This is a genomic window from Sediminibacterium sp. FW305-C-269, from assembly GCF_058231045.1.
The window spans coordinates 360,486-379,523 of the sequence record NZ_JBIQXQ010000003.1; the positions used below are offsets into that span (position 1 = coordinate 360,486).

Annotated in this window: 9 protein-coding genes; 6 read left to right on the plus strand and 3 right to left on the minus strand. The window is 46.2% G+C overall.

Features of this window, described 5'->3' with window-relative positions; all coding sequences use genetic code 11:
* Window positions 1–9: 9 nt before the first annotated feature.
* Window positions 10–4,734 carry a translocation/assembly module TamB domain-containing protein gene (locus ACH3Y6_RS11550; protein WP_490836176.1) on the minus strand — a complete coding sequence of 1,575 codons (4,725 nt, stop codon included), beginning with the start codon at window positions 4,732–4,734 and terminating at the stop codon, window positions 10–12.
* 215 nt (window positions 4,735–4,949) lie between these two features.
* Between ACH3Y6_RS11550 and ACH3Y6_RS11555 the strand changes: the two genes are divergently transcribed.
* Window positions 4,950–5,246: a hypothetical protein gene (locus tag ACH3Y6_RS11555; protein WP_490835766.1), complete on the plus strand. Its 297-nt coding sequence runs from the start codon at window positions 4,950–4,952 to the stop codon at window positions 5,244–5,246.
* Between the two features lie 6 nt (window positions 5,247–5,252).
* Here ACH3Y6_RS11555 and ACH3Y6_RS11560 read toward each other — a convergent pair whose 3' ends face one another.
* On the minus strand, window positions 5,253–6,134 hold the full coding sequence (locus ACH3Y6_RS11560; protein ID WP_490835767.1) for an AraC family transcriptional regulator: 882 nt from the start codon (window positions 6,132–6,134) through the stop codon (window positions 5,253–5,255).
* 375 nt (window positions 6,135–6,509) lie between these two features.
* On the opposite strand from ACH3Y6_RS11560, the gene ACH3Y6_RS11565 reads away from it, so the two are divergent.
* Window positions 6,510–8,333 (plus strand): sodium:solute symporter family protein, encoded by a 1,824-nt coding sequence (locus tag ACH3Y6_RS11565; RefSeq protein WP_490835768.1) that lies wholly within the window; start codon window positions 6,510–6,512, stop codon window positions 8,331–8,333.
* A 2-nt stretch (window positions 8,334–8,335) separates the two neighbouring features.
* On the opposite strand, the gene ACH3Y6_RS11570 is transcribed toward ACH3Y6_RS11565, so the two are convergent.
* Window positions 8,336–8,788, minus strand: coding sequence for a DUF1573 domain-containing protein (locus ACH3Y6_RS11570; RefSeq protein ID WP_490835769.1), 453 nt, complete (start codon window positions 8,786–8,788; stop codon window positions 8,336–8,338).
* Window positions 8,789–9,033: 245 nt separating this feature from the next.
* Here ACH3Y6_RS11570 and ACH3Y6_RS11575 point away from each other — a divergent pair, with 245 nt between their 5' ends.
* The 4 genes from ACH3Y6_RS11575 (at window position 9,034) to ACH3Y6_RS11590 (ending at window position 19,037) form a co-directional block, all read left to right on the plus strand.
* Window positions 9,034–12,216 carry a SusC/RagA family TonB-linked outer membrane protein gene (locus tag ACH3Y6_RS11575; RefSeq protein WP_490835770.1) on the plus strand — a complete coding sequence of 1,061 codons (3,183 nt, stop codon included), beginning with the start codon at window positions 9,034–9,036 and terminating at the stop codon, window positions 12,214–12,216.
* A 33-nt stretch (window positions 12,217–12,249) separates the two neighbouring features.
* Window positions 12,250–13,986, plus strand: coding sequence for a RagB/SusD family nutrient uptake outer membrane protein (locus tag ACH3Y6_RS11580; RefSeq protein ID WP_490835771.1), 1,737 nt, complete (start codon window positions 12,250–12,252; stop codon window positions 13,984–13,986).
* Between the two features lie 118 nt (window positions 13,987–14,104).
* Complete coding sequence (locus ACH3Y6_RS11585) at window positions 14,105–17,704, plus strand: VCBS repeat-containing protein (RefSeq protein WP_490835772.1); 3,600 nt, start codon at window positions 14,105–14,107, stop codon at window positions 17,702–17,704.
* Window positions 17,705–17,720: 16 nt separating this feature from the next.
* The gene (locus tag ACH3Y6_RS11590; RefSeq protein ID WP_490835773.1) at window positions 17,721–19,037 is read left to right on the plus strand and encodes a vanadium-dependent haloperoxidase; all 1,317 of its coding nucleotides are present in this window, start codon (window positions 17,721–17,723) and stop codon (window positions 19,035–19,037) included.
* Window position 19,038: the final 1 nt, after the last annotated feature.

Here is a 19,038-nt window from a genome sequence, read left to right on the forward strand (position 1 = left end):
GATAGCTGATTACTGTTGTTTACCGGCGGTGCTGTCTGCCGGTGTTTTGATCACCAGGTCTTTTTCTTTATTGGCAAAAAGCGTTTCAAAATCTTTCCGATAAGAGATACTTACTCCCTGCCGGTTACGGCGGCCAAAACTGGCGCCGCTCAGGTCAAGGCTGGCTTTGTTGAATACGATCAGGCGCAGTTTTTTATCTTTCGAGAGAATGAATTCGATGTTGACGTTCGGTAACCATTGCGTATTACCATTTTGAATAGCGGATGTATTTCCAAAATTGAAATCGATATCACTGCCCAGTGTTACGATGATCTTTTCATTGGCAAATGCATAACCGAATTTAAGGTCAACACGCGTACGGTCCAGTTTGCTGTTCGTACCGCTTACACTGCTGCTTCCCGGGTCTATCAGGTTCGAACTGCTGTATACGCTGGTACCCACATCAAAACGCAGACTCTTATCACCAGTGATCCTGAACAGCAGGTTAGACAATACTTTGTTCACGCTCTTGGTGAGCATTTGAGAGATCGTATTTACGGTGAGGGAAGTGATGGAATAAGGTGTCAGTGCATTGGCACTGCCCAATCCACCCGGTGGTTGGAATGAATTGAAGAGGAAGAGGAAAGCCACCTGGTTCAGTATCTCATTTTGGTCTTTTTCCAGCCGGTTCAGGTACTGGTTAAATTCGTTATCGGATTTTACGGGACTACCCTGAGGGAAATCGATGCGGAACCTGATATCGGGTCTGCTCAGTTTGTCACGTAACTGGGCTATCACATATACATCGCCACGGTAACCTTTCACAGCCGGGCTTAAGTTCAGGTTGCTGACCAGTTCTGCCAGGCTGATGCGTTCTGCCGTATACCGGGCATCTATGTGCATATCGGCCTTAAAGGGGTCTCCGTTCCATTCAATATAATTACCGGCATCGGGAGCCAGTTCAAAGGGTTTGCGCAGGATATTCTGCAGGTTGAACACATAACTCCCCTTATCGATATTGTACCTGCCCCGCATCGTGAGGGGTTCTGTGGTACCCGCTTTGATCCTGAGTTTGCCATAACCCACGGCTTTGATCACATCCCCGGCCAGCTCATCAAGGATCACATCAATCATTACGTTGTTGTTGGCGGTAAGATCGAGGTCGACAGAAAGATTGAAGTTGCTTTTATTGCCCGCTTTCTCCATTTCTGTACCATACTGTTTGAATACGATGAAATCGGCTACACCGCTTTCCTTGCTTACCGAGTTCGGGATGAATATATGGGAGCTGTCGTTCGATTCTGCGATCAGCTGCATCTGTGCCGCATATTCCGGTCCCGTCATGCGTAAACGGGCGCTGCCGATCGCTTTGCCGTAGAACTGCTGGTTATCCTGTGGCCGGGTATCGATCAGTAATAACTTGTTGGTAAACATGTCCAGGTCGAACACGATATTTTTAAAACCTCTCTCTCTTAGTTGACCACTAACCGTACCAATATTCTGGTACCTGTCATAAATGTTGAATCTGCCAAAGTCAATACCTTCTTCTGTAAAACGGATATCTGCCGAATCGATTGTATAATACACTTGTGTGTAATTGACTTTCATGCCGGCATTTTTGAGTTGGATCCTTCCCAACAGGTCAGGCGCATTCAGATTTCCTTTAATGGTGAGGTTGCCTGAAGCCTCACCTTTGATATCGCTGAAAAGATCTGAAAGGAACATTCGCAGGAAGTCGATCTTTGTATGCTGGAGAGCCATATCGGTCTGGAAGCCATTACCCGTGCTGTCTTTGAGATCATAGCTTCCCTTCGCTGAGAACTGGTAACCTTCATTGTTTGACCGTATGGAAAAGGGGAGACGGCCGGTCCTGCTATCATAAGATGCCTGGATGTTCACCAGGCCCACCGAGTCATCATTCAGCCGGAACTGCTCCGCTTTCAGGTCGGCTGCTGCGTTAAAACTGCCCATCAGATCGTTCAGGTGTACAGTGCCGGAAGTAACACCTTCCAGTCTTGGGTCTTTGAAGAAGATAGATGTAAGGTCACCCAGTACCACACTCTTCAATCGAACCACCAGGTTATTACTGCTGCTGCCATCATCCGGATGGTCAGATTCAATGCTGATCTCCTGGAAACCCTGCGTGAATTTGACATTTTCTGCCTGCACCAGTTTGCTGCGTACCGTTAATTCACCTGCTTTTTCGATACCCCATTTCTTGTCATTCAATACAAAGGAAGAGGGACGGAACTGGATGCGGGCACCGTCGGTAAGGGTGTACACATCTGCCTGAAGATCCGCATCATTCAGTGTATTGTCTGCGCTTGTTTTAATGGATACGATGGAATGATCGTTGTTGGATGTGATGCGGATTTTTGAATTGGGAAAACGAAGGCTGTCACTCACCTGCACTTCTGTGATATTCCCTGTTACCGATAAACTGTCTTTATTGCCCTTCCCACTCATGTCGAAACCGGTGAAACTGATCTTATCATATCTGCCTGCGGGTATGGCCGCATCTACCGCCAGCTGGTTCCTGCGGGTGTCTACCGAGCCGCTGATACTGGCATCGTTAAAGCCATACAAATGTTTATCCAGTAGTTGGAGGTATGGTTCAAAATGCCCGGTATTGATCTTGAAAGAAAATACCTGGTTCTGCGGAACCGATTTCGGTTGTTTGATATAGGTGGGATAATACCTGGTAAGAAAAGCCTGAAAACTGGCCGGAAGGTCTTTGATGCTAAAACGTCCATTGATGGTGGCATTGAATTCGTTGCTTCCGAGATACAGGTATTTGACCGAATCTACATACGTAGAGCTCAGGTTCAATGAGTCGAAATTCAGGGTACTGCGTTCACTCTTTATATTGGCATTCAGGAATTTGGCACTGCCTAAAAAATTGTCGATATTGGTGCCTGTAAAGTTTACGTCGAGCAGGCCGGTTACCAGGATAGAATCTTTGGTCAGCTTCAAAGCTTTCAAGTTAGAGTTTACCAGGTCGCCCACAATATTGAAACGTGGTAATTCTTTGGAAAGGTCGATCTCTACAGTACTGGTGAAATCCAGGTTCGGGTCGTCGATTTTTACTTCTCCGTTAAAATATTTTCGCTGAAAAGTGCCGAGGGAGATGATATTGGTATAGGTATATCCATTGTATTCCAGCGAAGTGGCGGTTCCCTGCACCGTGGTCTTTAATTTGTCAATATTGAAACTGCTTCCAACAATCCTTCCTTTAAAATCTACCAGTCCCAGTGAGCTATCACTTAAAAATTTACCGATGTTGAAGCGGGTGGTCTCCAGTGCACCGGTGTAAGAGGGCTCTCCCCGGGTGGGCAGTTTCAGGCTGATATTGGTTCTTACGCCTCCCAACTGGGTACTGAAGGTTCCGGCTGTCACAAAATTCTGTACCGTACCATCAAAATTTCCCCGGTAAATGATATTGCCCAATGCGGCCAGGTTGGGAGAAGTTACGCCGCGTAACTGAGGTATCAGTGAACCCAGGTCGGCATAGTTGGTCTGCAGTGTGCCGTTCTTCAGCTCTATGCGGGTGGTGTTGATATCGGGCAACCCTTTCATGCTAAAGCTGGAACCGATTACCCGGGTAGTACTGCCGATTTTGGCTGATAGATTCTTCACTGCAAAATCTTCAACGGTACCCAGGTACCTGCCGCTTAGGATCACTTCTTTTTTCCAGTCTTTCAGTTCCGGCGCAAAAAAGGCAATATCATCTGTATGCACCCTTGCATTGGTAAAGTTCGCCTGCATCACTACCTGGCTGATATAACGGGCAAAGTCTTTGTTGAAATCCTTAAACTGCATTGCATAATAGTTGGTCAGCCTGCTTTTGTTGGTTTGCAGGTCAAGCTTTGCCAGTTCCATAATCTGCGGGGTAAAACGAAATGCTGTTTTCAGTTTTCGCAGTTCCAGTCCGCAGCGGTCTTTCACCGAAAGGTCAATATCAGCACGAAGCGTATCCTTTACAAACCGGATCTGGTGAAGGGTACCGGTTAACTTACTAAGTTGTATATGACTGCCATCAAAATGCGGAATGGGTTTTTGGGTATTCCCGTCAATGAACAGGCTTCCGTTTTTAATAGAGACCCGGTTCACATACAGGGCAATGTTGCCCGCATTCAGGTACATGCCTGTATCCTGGGTGGGTTTGGGTCGAAGCGAATCGGGTCGAAGCCCATCAAGGCTCAGGATGCGTACGAACGGCCTTTCCAGCTGTACGGAATTGATGTGGAAGATGCTTTTTTTCAAGTCTACATTCTCTGCATCCAAAAGCAGGTTGCTCATGGAAATGTCCATCCTTTCACCGATCCAAAGGTCATTTTTCAGGATACGTACATTCCTTAGTTCAATGGTCTTCAGATTCAACTCCAGTCCGCCACTTTGTTTCTTGGGTTGGGGAGAGGAGAAATAATCCAGGATGAAAGCGTGGTTCCAGACCGAATCCTTTCGTTGCAGTTTGATCACGGCATCTTCCAGTCCTGCATATTTCAGTACGGCTTTTTCTTTCAGGAAAAACCAGTCCGTGATCCTTACTTTTAGTTTTCCTGCATAGAGCAGGGTGTCTTTCTGCTGATCCCTCACCATCGTACCCTCCATATTCAGCCGGTTGAAGAGAGAAAAACTGACGTTTTTAACACTCACTTCCGTACCCAGTGCCCTGGAAAGCCGCTGGGTGGCGATGCCCACCAGCCAGTTCTGTATGAATTCTGTCTGGATCGCGATGAAAGCCAGCAGCAGCACAGCCAAAATAATCAAAATCGTACGACGTAATATTTGCAGGAAACGCTTCAGGCCTTAAGGGGTTTGAGGTGGTAAAAATACACATTCTAAGCGTAGGCAAATACAATACCAAACCGCTATCTGACCGCATGTGGAAATAAAAAAAAACAGGCAGGATAGGAGATGCGCGTGTAATCATTATATTTAACCCACGTACTAACGATTATCCTCCCGCTATGAAAAAGATATTAGCCTGTTTGCTCCTGCTGTCCGTGTTTGCCTGTCAGAAAAAGCCCAAGCCTGCCGAAGTGGAACAACGCCTGAAAAAAGCCATGACGGAATTCCTGTACCAGTCGGTCAACAACGATTCCTCCCGCGTAAAATTCGATGTAAAGGAAGTGATCTTCTTTGAAGAAGCCGAGGGATACGAATGCGAGTTCAAAGTGAACATGGCACAGTCTGGTAAAGATACCCTTGGTGTGATGAAGGCCGTTGTCACCAAAGACTTCACCAAAGTAAGCCGCAAACTGTAACGGCTGTTAAAAGAAGATCCGCTCTTCTGAGGAGTAGCTTTTCTTGAATTCCTTGGGGGTACATCCTTTTTTCTTCTTGAAGATCCGGTTGAAATTAGAAATATTGTTAAATCCGCATTCGTAGGCGATCTCTGCCACCGATTGTGTGGTATCGATAAGCATACGTGATGCATGTCCCAGCCGGATCTCGGTGAGGCTGTCAATAAAAGTCATGCCTGTTCTGGTCTTGAAGAAACGGCTGAAAGCTGAATCGGCCATATTGGTGAGTTTGGCCACTTCTGACAAGGAAATCGGGTTCTTGAAGTTCTCATTCAGGTATTCCATCACCCGCTCGATCCTGCGGCTGTTATAGGTAAAATGCTCCATGTTATTGAAAGTGGAGTTGGAGAGGATCCGGGAATGACGGGAGATGGAAAGTTCATGCAGGATCCCCATCAGTTCATGCACCGATTCGAATCCGTCTTTTTTACTGAGCCGCATGATGCGTGAGGAAAGTAGGGCGGCTGTTTCATAGGAGAACAGGATGCCCCGCAAGGAATTGTCCAGCATGGTTCGGATGAAACTGAACTGGTTCCTGCGTAATAATTTTTCATCGAACAGGTCTTTGTGAAACTGGATAGTGATTTCTGTGATCTCCGGGCTCTTGCACTTATGCGTGAACCAGGCATGCTGCAGGTTAGGACCGATCAGCACCAGTTCATAATCACCGATCTCTTTCACGTGATCGCCTACCACACGTTTCACACCCTTACCGTTTTTGATAAAATTCAATTCGAACTCCTCATGGTAATGCACAGGGAAGTCAAATTCTGTTTTGGTACGGGCAAAAACGGTAAAACAGTCTGCTGGTGTCAGGGGGGTGATCTCTCGTAGAATGTTCTTCTGCATAGTTCAGATATCGGTTTGTCTTTAACAATGGTATTATCGCGTAAAATGGCCCGTCGGCAGAAGCTGACAGGATACAACTGTTTATTTTACATAACTACGCTATCTTGTATCCTGTTCGGAGAACAGGCGGGCAGGGGGGCGGTTTTACATAAAATAAAAGGAAGCGTTCGGCTGTCTGGCCACTTAGGTACAATTGCCCTAAGTGAGACCATGGCGTACGCGTTCTGTTGTTAAGGACAACCATCTGTTCCGATTCGCTGCAAATAGTTGGTACTTTTTTATCATTTTCGGATTTTCGGGTGCCGGATGTATGGATGGTGATAGGTGATTTTAGACGGTTGGGGCTGTTTAGTACCCTTTAATGGATTGCTGTTTATGAGACTTACTACGTTGGATATCAGTATTATAGTTATCTACTTGCTGCTGATGCTGGGTATTGGCTGGCAACTGCGGAAAAAAGCAGGCAAGAGTAAGGAGCATTACCTGATGGGTGGTAAAAAATTACCCTGGTATTTATTGGGCCTGAGCGATGCTTCCGATATGTTTGATATCAGCGGTACGATGTGGATGGTGGCGCTCTGTTTTGTATATGGTATGAAAAGCATCTGGATACCCTGGCTTTGGCCGGTTTTCAACCAGGTGATCCTGATGATGTTTCTCTCCCAATGGCTGCGCCGTTCCAACGCTACCACCGGTGCTGAATGGCTGGCTACCCGCTTTGGCAAATCCGGACCCGGGGTGCGGGCTTCGCATAATGTGGTGGTAGCTTTTGCACTCATCAGCTGCCTGGGATTTCTGGCTTATGGTTTTGTAGGACTGGGTAAGTTCATCGAAATATTTGTTCCCTGGAGTGAAGTGAAAGCCTATGTTCCCTTTACCGTGGCCCCGCAGTATGTGGCACATTTTTATGGTATTGTGTTTACCCTTTTTGCAACTTTTTATTCCATCCTGGGAGGCATGCATAGTATTGTGCTGGGCGACCTGATCAAGTATCTTATTATGACTGTAGCCTGCGTGGCCATCGGTGTCATTGCAGCACAGCACCTGCGACACCAGGCTCTTACGGTGCCGGAAGGCTGGCTTACGCCATTTTTTTCGTGGAAACTGGACCTTAACTGGAGTCGTATTATACCAGCAGTCGATAACAAAATAGCAGAAGATGGATTCGGTCTGTTTGGGTTGTTTTTCATGATGATGCTTTTCAAAGGCATATTCGCCAGTCTGGCCGGGCCTGCACCCAATTATGATATGCAGAAAATACTGTCTACCCGTTCGCCCAGAGAAGCGTCTAAAATGAGCGGTTTTGTATCTATCGTGCTGCTGCCGGTGCGTTATACCATGATCATTGGGTTAACGGTATTGGGTTTGCTGTATTACCAGGAATTGAACCTGGCATCACCTGCCGGGGTTGATTTTGAAAAAATACTGCCTGCCGTAATCAATGGCTATTTACCGGCAGGCATATTGGGACTTGCGTTAACAGGATTGCTGGGGGCTTTCATGGGCACTTTCTCGGGAACACTGAATGCGGCACAGGCATATATCGTGAACGATATCTATGTCAAATACCTCGATCCGCAGGCATCCACCCGGAAAGTGATGCGGATGAATTACACGGCGGGGATACTGGTCGTGATCACGGGGATCATTCTCGGATTCTTTGCAAAGAATGTGAACAGCGTATTGATGTGGATCGTAGGGGCATTGTACGGTGGATATATTGCAGCCAACCTGCTCAAATGGTACTGGTGGCGATTTAATGCCAGTGGTTTTTTCTTGGGTATGATGAGCGGGATCATTGCAGCACTGATCTTTCCATATGTATTTGAAGGCCAGCCATTGTATAACTGGCCCCTGCTGTTCCTGATCTCATTGGCAGGTTCTATCCTGGGAACCTACCTGGCACCACCGACCGAAAGCAGCGTACTGAAGCACTTTTATGTAACCGTAAAACCCTGGGGCTTTTGGAAACCTGTGCTTTTGGAAATCAGGAAAACAGATCCAGACTTTCAGCCGAACCGGCAGTTTGGTCGTGATATGTTCAATGTGGTGCTGGGAATCATCGGCCAGTTATGCCTCACCATTCTGCCCATGTATCTGGTACTGTGGATGAAACTTCCGCTGCTGATCACTGCGGGACTCCTGCTGTTGATCGTGCTGATCCTGCATCGTACCTGGTGGAAGAAACTGGAGGATTAGGATCATAGGCCTGTAACCGCTTTGTGACCGGTGATCATTGCACGGTAGTGCAGCACTTTACCGCCTCCTGCCATGTTGCCTTTAACCTGTATAGTTTTGCTCACAAATCCTGTAACGGATTTGCGTGTATCGAAGATAGCTTTGATGCTATCAGTCATACCTGGTGCAACTGCAGTGCCTTCGTGGGAAACTGTTGTGCAACTGCAGCCGGTGTAAATGGATCCCAGAACCAGTAGGGTAGTACCTGTATTGGTGAACCTGAAATAGAACACCACGGAATCTCCCATGGGAATTTTACCCAGGTCCAGACTGGAATCTATCCAGTGAACAGTGGTTGCTAGCGCTGGAACCCCTTTTGTTATGGTTATTTTCGGCTGGGAATCCAGGGACGCATCACTACAAGACAATGCTGCAACAATTATTATGGATGATACTAATATGTGTCTAAAATTCATCGTTTTTCAAAGTTGCAGATTCCTGCATGAATGTACAAAAAAACGCAAGTTTCCTGAAAACCCTTGCTGGTATTGTATTTTGAGTGGTAAAAACACACGTTAGTTTTTTATAATGTGTATAATTTACATATTATAATTGATAAAATCATACAACAAATTGTTAAAAAAACATATTGCGTCATTAACAAATCGTTATAAATTTATCCAAGATTGCTATAATCCTTTAACAAACAACCCAAATTGCTATGCCAACGAAAATTAACCTGCTTGTGCGGAGTTACCTCCTCGCGTTGTTTCTCGTCTTTTTCAGTTTCAATGTATTTGCCCAGAAGACTGTAACCGGTAAAATTACCAACAAAGCAAACGGCCAGCCGATTGCGGGTGCTACCGTACAGGTAAAGGGCACCACCGTGATCTCCCTTACCAATAATGATGGGGTGTACACCATCAATGCCGGCGCTAAAGCGGTATTGGTTGTAACCGTGGTGGGCTTTGAAGCCGTAGAACAGCCTGTATCTGGTAAATCTGAATTCAACTTTGCCATGGTGGAAACCACCAGTCAGTTGAATGAGGTGCTGGTGACAGGTTATTCTGCCCAACGTAAAAAAGATATCACGGGATCCGTTTCCGTGGTAAATGTAAATGAGCTGAAAGCCGTTCCTGCCGGTAGCCCCGTACAGATGTTACAGGGTCGTGCTTCCGGTCTGAACGTGATCACTTCCGGTCAACCGGGTTCGGGTAGTAATATCCGTATCCGTGGTATCACATCTTTCGGTAATGTTGACCCATTAGTGATCGTGGATGGTGTACAGGGAAGTTTGAACAACCTGAATGCTTCAGAGATCGAATCTATCCAGGTGTTGAAAGATGCCGGTGCTGCTTCTATCTATGGTGTACGGGGTGCTAACGGTGTTATTGTGGTGACTACCAAAAAAGGTAAGTCCGGCCGCGCCACCGTAACCTATGATGCCTATATCGGTACACAAAGACCTGTAGGCGGTAATGCCTTTAACCTCCTGGGTACGCAGGGTATGGCCGATCTTACCTGGCTGGCATTGAAAAATTCCGGTCAGCCCACTACACACCCTCAGTATGGTAGCGGGGCTACACCAGTTATTCCTGATTATATCATGAATGGACCCAGTGGAGCCGGTATCGTGGGTACCATTTCTGCTGCCGACCTGGCCAAATACAATGTGACTGATTTCAACAAGGGTATTTACCAGATCACTGCCGCCAACAAAGTAGGTACAGACTGGTTCCATGAGATCTTCCGTCCAGCTTCTATCCAGAGCCATACCGTTACTGCCAGTGGGGGTAATGAAAAGAACACCTACCTGTTCTCTCTGAATTATTTCAACCAGCAGGGTACTTTGATTGGTACTTACCTGAAAAGATATTCTGCCCGTGTTAATACCACTTATAATATCAGCAAGAATATCCGCGTAGGAGAGAACCTGTACATCTTCAACAGGGACAATCCACAGATCGGAAACCAGAGTGAGGGTAACGAGATTTCCATGTCTTATCGTGAGCAACCGATCATCCCGGTATTTGATATCAATGGAGGATTCGCCGGAACTGCAGCAAAAGGTCTGGGTAATGCCCAGAATCCGGTTGCGATGCGTATGAGGGCCAATGATAACAAAGGTAACTCTTGGGATATCCAGGGTAATATGTTTGCAGAAGTTGACTTTGCCGATCACTTTACTGCCAGAACCTCTTTTGGTGGTACTATGAGCAATTTCTACTATTATAACTATGGCTTCCGTACCTATGAGAATGCGGAGAACAATGGTTCCAACTCGTTCAGCGAGAATGCCGGTTATAACAGGCAGTGGACCTGGACCAACACCATTAAGTACAGCAATGTATTTGCCGGTAAACATGCCGTGACTGCGCTGGCTGGAGTGGAAGCTGTTGAAGCCTATGGTCGTGGTGTAGGTGGCGGAGCGCTTGGTTACTTCACAGACAATCCTAACTACAGAACTCTGAGCGGTGGTTCTTCAGGATTTACCAACTATAGCTATGCTTACCAGAATTCACTGTTCTCGGTATTCGGCAAAGTTGATTATGCCTATAATGATAGATACCTGTTGGGTGTAACAGTTCGTCGCGACGGATCTTCCAGATTCGGACCGGAAAAGCGTTATGGTGTTTTCCCTGCCTTTGCTTTGGGATGGAGGATCTCCCGTGAGAACTTCATGAAGAATATCAACTGGATTGATGACCTGAAGATCAGGGGAAGCTGGGGTAAGATGGGTAACCAGGCCAACGTAAATCCTTCTAACGCCTTCAGCCAGTATGGAAGCCGTGCCGGAAGTTCTTTCTATGATATCAATGGTACCAGTTCCAGCTCTGTACAAGGTTTCTACGCAACCCGTATCGGTAACCCTAAGACCGGATGGGAAGAAGATATCCTGACCAACTTCGGTATCGATGCACAGTTGTTCAAGAATAAAGTAGACTTCTCTATCGAATACTATGAGAAGAAGATCAACGGTCTGCTGTTTACCGACCAGGCTCCTGCCACAGTAGGTGGTGCAGCCTTGCCCAACGTAAATATCGGCGATATCCAGAACAAGGGTGTGGACGCGTCATTGACCTATCATGGCACTGCCGCCCGTGACTGGAAATATGATATCGGAGCCATCTTCACTACCTATAAGAGTAATATCGTGAATATCCCCGGTAACTACTTTAATGCGGGTGGATCACGTATTGGAAGCTTTGTAAGGAACGAAGTGGGACATCCGATCGGTGCTTTCTATGGATACGAAGTGGTTGGTTTGTTCCAGGATGCAGCTGATGTGTCAAAATCTGCTACTCAGGATGGAGCCAAACCAGGTCGTTTCAAGTATAGGGATGTTAACGGTGACGGTAAGATCACAGATGCCGACAGGACTTATTTTGGTAACCCCAATCCTAAGTATACACTGGGTCTGAACCTGAGCGTTAGCTATAAGAGCTGGGACTTTTCAACTTTTATGTATGCTTCTGTGGGTAACGATGTTATCAACTACGTACGTTACTGGACTGATTTCTATCCTTCTTTCCAGGGCGCGAAGAGCATCGACGCGTTGACCAAATCATGGTTGCCTACCCGTACGAATACCAATGTACCTATCGCAGAGAACGATGCCAGCTTCAGTACCAACCAGGTACCTAACTCTTATTACAGAGAGAATGGTTCTTACCTGAGATGTAAGTCCATGATCCTTGGTTATAACATGCCGGCTTCCCTGTCTAAGAAATGGGGTATTGAAAAACTCAGGTTTTATGTGCAGGCTGCTAACTTATTTACAATTACAAAATACACAGGGTTAGATCCTGAGTTGTCTGGTTCTAACGCAGCTTTTGGAATTGATTATGGTAACTATCCCAATAACCAGAAAAATTTCAACTTCGGCGTAAACGTAACCTTCTAATTAACCCATTTAATTGTATTTAAACATTGCAATATGAAACAATCTAAATTCAAAATATTACTGGTAGGCGTTACCACTTCGTTGGTGCTGTTCTACGCATGTTCTAAGAATTTCCTTGATAAATCGCCGATCGGATCATTAGACCAGAACACTTTGGCCAATAAAGCCGGTGTGGAAGGGGTACTGATCGGAGCTTATTCCATGCTGGATGGTTACGGCGGTGCCGGTGGTGGCTGGCAGAGTGCTGGTTCCAACTGGGTTTACGGTGGTGTGGCATCTGATGATGCTTACAAAGGATCTGACCCGGGTGACCAGGCAGATATCGTGCCTATTGAAACCTATTCGCCAACAGCATCCAATGGTTATTTCAACCAAAAATGGCAGGCTGTGTATGATGCCGTACAGCGTTGTAACGACGTGCTTCGCCTGATGGCTGCTGCCGGCGATATCAATGATGCGGACAAAAAGCGCATTGGCGCTGAAGCCCGTTTCCTGCGTGCACATTATCATATGGAAGCTAAGAAAATGTGGAACAATGTGCCTTTTATCGATGAGACCATCACTTATGCAGCCGGTAACTATAATGTGGCCAATACAACAGATATCTGGCCCAATATTCTGGCCGATCTGGATTATGCCATCGCTAACCTTCCTGCTACGCAGAGCTCTGTAGGCCGCGCCAATTCATGGGCTGCTAAGTCAATGAAGGCAAAGGCGCTGATGTTCAAGAAGGATTATACGGCAGCTTTACCAATCCTGAAGGACGTGATCGCCAATGGTGTTACCACTAACGGTAAGAAATATGCTTTGATGCAGAATTTCTTCGACAACTTCAATGCGGAAACCAAAAACTCTGCAGAAGCAGTATTCTCCTGCCAGCAATCTGTAAACGATAACTCAAGCGGTGATAACGGTGGATGGGGAGATGTATTGAATTTTCCTTACAATGGTGGTCCTGGCGGATGCTGCGGATTTTACCAGCCATCTATCAGTCTTGCCAACTCTTATAAAGTTGATCCTGTTACCGGCCTTCCTTTGCTGGATACCTGGAATGCAACTGATTTCAAGAATGACCAGGGATTGACTTCTTCTCAGGCTTTCACACCTGATGTGACCACTCCGGTGGATCCCCGCCTGGATTTCACTATCGGCAGAAGGGGTATCCCTTACCTGGATTGGGGCTTACACCCAGGTAACGACTGGATTCGTGACCAGAACAACGGTGGACCTTATGCGCCTATCAAACACGTGTACTATAAGCGTCAGGCTGGAGCATTGACCGATAACTCCTTCTGGACCGCTGGTGTAACCGCTAACAACTACACTTTCATCCGTTTCGCAGACGTTCTGTTATGGGCTGCTGAGTGCGAGGTAGAAGTGGGCTCACTGGCCAATGCCGTAGCACTGGTTAACCAGGTAAGATCAAGGGTAAAAGACAATCCTGGTACCTGGGTTAAACAGGCCGGTGGTGCTAATGCAGCGAATTATCAGGTGGGATTATACCTGGTATTCCCAGACCAGGCTTACGGTCGCAAAGCCGTTCGCTTTGAAAGGAAACTGGAACTGGCTATGGAAGGTCACCGTTTCTTCGACCTGGTACGTTATGGTACAGCAGATGTTGAGCTGAACGCCTATATCGCCAAAGAAAAAGCCAAGCGTACGTATCTGACCAGTGCCACATTCACCAAAGGAAAGAATGAGTACTTCCCGATCCCGCAGTCGCAGATCGATCTGAGTAAGGGTGCTTTGAAGCAGAACCCCGGCTACTAATCACTGACTGTTTTGATCATAGTTATTTTGCGAAAGAGGCAGTGTTTACACTGCCTCTTTCATTTTTTTTAAGGATATTGTAGTGCCTTATTTTGTTATTGCCAGAACCTGCTTTCCAATGAAATATCCTGTAACTCTTTTTCTTTCTTTTTTTTTCTGTCTCTTGTCTTTTCTGCTGATTTCCTGCAAACGTAACCAGCCGCTTTTTACAAAAATAGATGCAGGCCAGTCTGGAATTCATTTCAATAACCAGATCCGGGAAAACGATTCTGTGAATGTGCTTGATTTTGAAAACGTATACAATGGCGGAGGTGTTGGTGTGGGAGATTTTAACAACGATGGTTTGCCTGATCTGTATTTTTCAGGAAACCTTGTACAGAATAAACTGTACCTCAATAAAGGTAATTTCGTTTTTGAGGATGTTACTGATAAGGCAGGTGTGAACGGAGATGGTAAATGGTGCAGGGGTGTATCTGTGATTGATATCAATAATGATGGTTTGATGGATGTTTATGTGAGTGCCACTTTGCTGAAGAATCCAAAACTCCGTGAACACCTGTTGTATGTGAACCAGGGAAATGATAAAGACGGGGTGCCTCATTTCAGGAACCTTGCTGCCGAATATGGGCTTGCCGATACTACCCACGGAACCATGGCCGCTTTTTTTGATTACGATAATGATGGTGACCTGGATGTATATATGGTCAACAATGAGATTGTTAAAAATGATTACCCCAATCGTTTCAGACCCATCCTGAAAGACGGCAGCCATAGGAATACCGATAAGTTATTTCGTAACGACTGGGACAGTACATTGAAACATCCCGTGTACAAGGATGTTTCGAAAGAAGCGGGTATACTGGTGGAAGGGTATGGCCACGCAGTCACTATAGCCGACTTCAATAAAGATGGCTGGAAGGACATGTATGTGAGTAATGATTACCTGTCGAACGACCTGTTATGGATCAATAACCGGAATGGCACTTTCAGTGAACAGCTGAATACCTATTTCAAACACACGGCGGCAAACGCCATGGGCAACGATGTGGTGGATATCAATAACGATGGCTTGAGTGATGTGATCACCCTGGATATGAACCCGGAAGACAACTACCGGAAAAAGATGATGATGAATGCCAACAGTTACCAGACCTACCAGAACAGCGATTATTTCGGATATCAATACCAGTATGTCCGGAACATGTTGCAACTGAACCAGGGGCCAAGGGTAGGGCAGAACGATTCGGTAGGCGACCCTATTTTCAGTGATGTCTCATTTTATGCAGGCATTGCAGAAACAGACTGGAGCTGGACGCCGATGGTGGCCGACTTCGATAATGATGGAAACCGGGACATTATTGTTACCAACGGTTTTCCCAAGGATGTGACCGACCATGATTTTGTGGCATTTCGGAACACGGCTTATTCGGTAGCTACCAAGAAACAATTGCTGGCCCAGATACCAGAAGTCAAGATCCACAATTATGCATTCAGAAACAATGGAGACCTTCATTTTACGAATGTTACCGGTGACTGGGGATTAAGCCTTCCCAGTTTTTCCAATGGAGGCGTATATGCCGACCTGGATAATGATGGTGATCTGGATATGGTAGTAAACAACATCAATGATGAAGCAGGGCTTTACCGGAACAATGCGCAGGAACAGTCAAAGGGTCAGAAAGACCCGAATCATTTTCTGCAGATACAGTTGCACGGTGACAGTCTGAATAAAGGAGGCTTGGGAACCTGGTTGGAATTGTATTATGGGAATGGTAAAAAACAATTTCTGGAGCATACGCCTTATCGCGGCTATTTATCATCAGTAGATGCCAAGGCACATTTTGGACTGGGTAAAACAACCGTAATAGATTCTCTGATTGTTCGCTGGCCAAACGGAAAAATGCAGCGGCTGCGCAATGTGAAGGTGGATCAGCGACTTACAGTGAACTATCCAGATGCTCAGGAGACTTATCAATTCAAACGGGAAGCTTTTGTAACCGGTTCTTTGTTTACGGATATTACTGACGCGGTGAGTATCCGGTACATACATCCTGAAAAAGATTTTGTTGATTTTAATATCCAGAAACTGATCCCGCACAAATTCTCGGAATATGGTCCGGCACTGGCCGTGGGCGATGTCGATGGGAATGGGCTGGATGATCTGGTAACGGGCGGGTCTTTCTCGTATAGTGGTCAGCTGTTCCTGCAGCAGGCAGATGGAAAGTTTGTGCAAAAAGCGCTTTTCCCGGGAGCGGACATCAATACCAAACGATGGGAGGATGAAGGTATGCTCCTGTTTGATGCGGATGGGGATGGCGACCTGGACCTATATGTAGCCAGTGGTGGTTACGAGAATGAAAGGAATACCCTTGTTTACCAGGATAAATTGTATGTGAATGACGGGAAGGGTAATTACACAATCGACATGAAAGCCCTGCCAACCAATATGACCAGTAAAATGTGTGTAAGGGCGATTGATTATGACCATGATGGCGACCTGGATATTTTTGTTTCGGGAAGGGTGGATCCCTGGAACTACCCCAAACCGGTTTCCAGTTTTATCTATCGAAACGATTCCCGCCCCGGGCAGGTTCGCTTTACAGATGTTACCAGCCAGGTGGCAAAACCATTGGAGAATATAGGATTGGTATGCGATGCATTGTTTACAGACTTCGATAACGATGGTTGGTCTGACCTCATACTGGCAGGCGAATGGATGCCCGTCACTTTCCTGAAAAACGAAAAAGGAGTATTCACCAATGTTACGGTACGATCAGGCGTACAGAAACAAACCGGCTGGTGGAACACCATTGCGCCGGGAGATTTTGACAATGATGGTGATATCGATTATATCGTTGGAAATATGGGACAGAATTCTTTTTACCGAGCCAGCGAAAAGTATCCCGTACATATTACCGCTGCCGATTTTGATAAGAATGGAAGTTATGATGCTTTTCCTTCCTTGTTCCTGCCGGATAAGAAAGGAGAGATGAAAGAGTTTCCTGCGCAGACAAGGGATGATATTGTGAAACAGATGATCAGTATGCGTACCCGATTCCAGAATTACAAGACTTATGCAGAAGCCACCATGGATAAACTGTTCCCGCCTGAGCAATTCAAACAGGCGCAAAGGGTGGAGGCCAACACGTTTCAGTCTGTGTACCTGCGAAACGAAGGCAACGGAACTTTCACCATGAGCGAATTGCCGCAACAGGCACAATTCTCTGCATTAAATGGTATGTCTGTAGCGGATTTTGACGGTGATGGAAACCTGGATGTGGCCATCAATGGTAACGATTATGGAACCGAAGTGTCTGTGGGCCGCTACGATGCCCTGAATGGTCTGGTGCTGAAAGGCGATGGTAAGGGAAATTTCAAGGCCTTGTCGATATTGCAAAGTGGTATGTTCCTGCCCGGTAATGGAAAAGCATTGGTACAGTTGCGTGGGAAAGACGGTACGGCTTTGGTAGCTGCCAGCGAAAACAGGGGGCCGTTGCGCGTGTTTAAACAAAAGCATCCCGTAAAACTGGTTCCGGTAACGTCTGCAGACGTCAGCGCCACTATTTTTCTGAAAGATGGCCGGAAACAAAAGCAGGAATTGTATTACGGTGCATCTTTCCTGTCGCAGTCGGGCCGGTTCCTGCAGGTTCCGCTGAATACCGGGGGAATTGATATCAAAGACATGAAAGGAAATCTTAGAAGGATCCAGTTGAATTAATGTAAATAATCACAATATGAAAAAACATTTTTATGCGGGTAGTATGATGGTAATGGCCATCTGGCTGCTTACCGCCTGCGGTGGTAAAAAAGAAACGGTTATTGATGAAGTGGCGGTATTGCATAATAACCAGGATCAACTTACACAAATCATCATCTACGATATGTTTACCCCGCCGGTGAGCAGCAGGATATATGTTTATTCTTCTCTGGCTTCTTATGAAGCCATCCGTTTTGCCAAGCCGGGAACACCCTCTATTGCTGCAAAGCTGAATGGTTTCAAGCCGATGCCGGAACCGGAGAAGAACAAAACCTACAATTACGCGCTGGCAGCCACACAGGCGTTTTTTACGGTAGTACATAAAGTAATCTTCTCCCTGGATTCATTGAGCAGCTATGAAAAAGCTACTATGAGCCGGTTCAGATCTGCTATGGATGAAGAAACTTTTAAACGTTCAGTTGCTTTCGGAGATACCATTGGCAAAACCGTACTGGCACGTGCTGCCAATGATGGTTATACGGCTTCGCGTGGGAAACCAAAATTCCTGGGCAACAATGACCCCGGGCAATGGCATCCTACTCCACCTGATTACCTGGATGGGATAGAGTGGTGCTGGAATACCATGAAACCCATGCTGCTGGATTCTGCAGCACAGTTCAAACCCGTAAGACCACCTAAATACAGTATCGACAGCAACAGCTTTTTCTTTAAGGAAGTGAAGGAAGTATACGCTATTTCTAAAAACCTGACCGAAGAAGAAAAGACCATTGCACGGTATTGGGACGATAATCCTTTTGTAATTGAACATTCAGGTCATATGATGTTCGGAAACAAAAAGATTACTCCTGGCGGGCATTGGATGGGGATTGCAGCCATTGCGGCCCAGTCTACCAAAGCCGATGCTGTGAAAACAGCTCAGGGCTATGCTTTAACGGCGATTGCTTTGTATGATGCCTTTATTTCCTGTTGGGATGAGAAATACAGGAGTAATGTGGTGCGCCCGGTGACCGTAATCAATGAGCATATTGATAAGGGCTGGACGCCTTTTCTGCAAACACCACCATTCCCGGAATATACCAGCGGACATAGTACTATCACTGCATCAGCTGCTGTGGTGCTCGCACATTTGTATGGTGAAAAATTTGCCTTTCAGGATACCAGTGATCTTCGCTATATCGGGATGCAAAGACATTTCAATTCCTTTCAGGAAGCGGCAGCAGAAGCTTCTATCAGCCGTGTGTATGGCGGGATCCACTACCGGAACAGTGTGGATGTGGGAGCAGAAGCCGGTAAAAAGGTTGGCGGTAACATCATTAATAAGCTATTTAAATAAA

Excerpts from the sequence above, each read along its gene's own strand:
- ACH3Y6_RS11555 (WP_490835766.1), top strand. The coding sequence starts at position 4,950 with ATGAAAAAGATATTAGCCTGTTTGCTCCTGCTGTCCGTGTTTGCCTGT.
- ACH3Y6_RS11560 (WP_490835767.1), bottom strand. The coding sequence starts at position 6,134 with ATGCAGAAGAACATTCTACGAGAGATCACCCCCCTGACACCAGCAGAC.
- ACH3Y6_RS11565 (WP_490835768.1), top strand. The coding sequence starts at position 6,510 with ATGAGACTTACTACGTTGGATATCAGTATTATAGTTATCTACTTGCTG.
- ACH3Y6_RS11570 (WP_490835769.1), bottom strand. The coding sequence starts at position 8,788 with ATGAATTTTAGACACATATTAGTATCATCCATAATAATTGTTGCAGCA.
- ACH3Y6_RS11575 (WP_490835770.1), top strand. The coding sequence starts at position 9,034 with ATGCCAACGAAAATTAACCTGCTTGTGCGGAGTTACCTCCTCGCGTTG.
- ACH3Y6_RS11580 (WP_490835771.1), top strand. The coding sequence starts at position 12,250 with ATGAAACAATCTAAATTCAAAATATTACTGGTAGGCGTTACCACTTCG.
- ACH3Y6_RS11585 (WP_490835772.1), top strand. The coding sequence starts at position 14,105 with ATGAAATATCCTGTAACTCTTTTTCTTTCTTTTTTTTTCTGTCTCTTG.
- ACH3Y6_RS11590 (WP_490835773.1), top strand. The coding sequence starts at position 17,721 with ATGAAAAAACATTTTTATGCGGGTAGTATGATGGTAATGGCCATCTGG.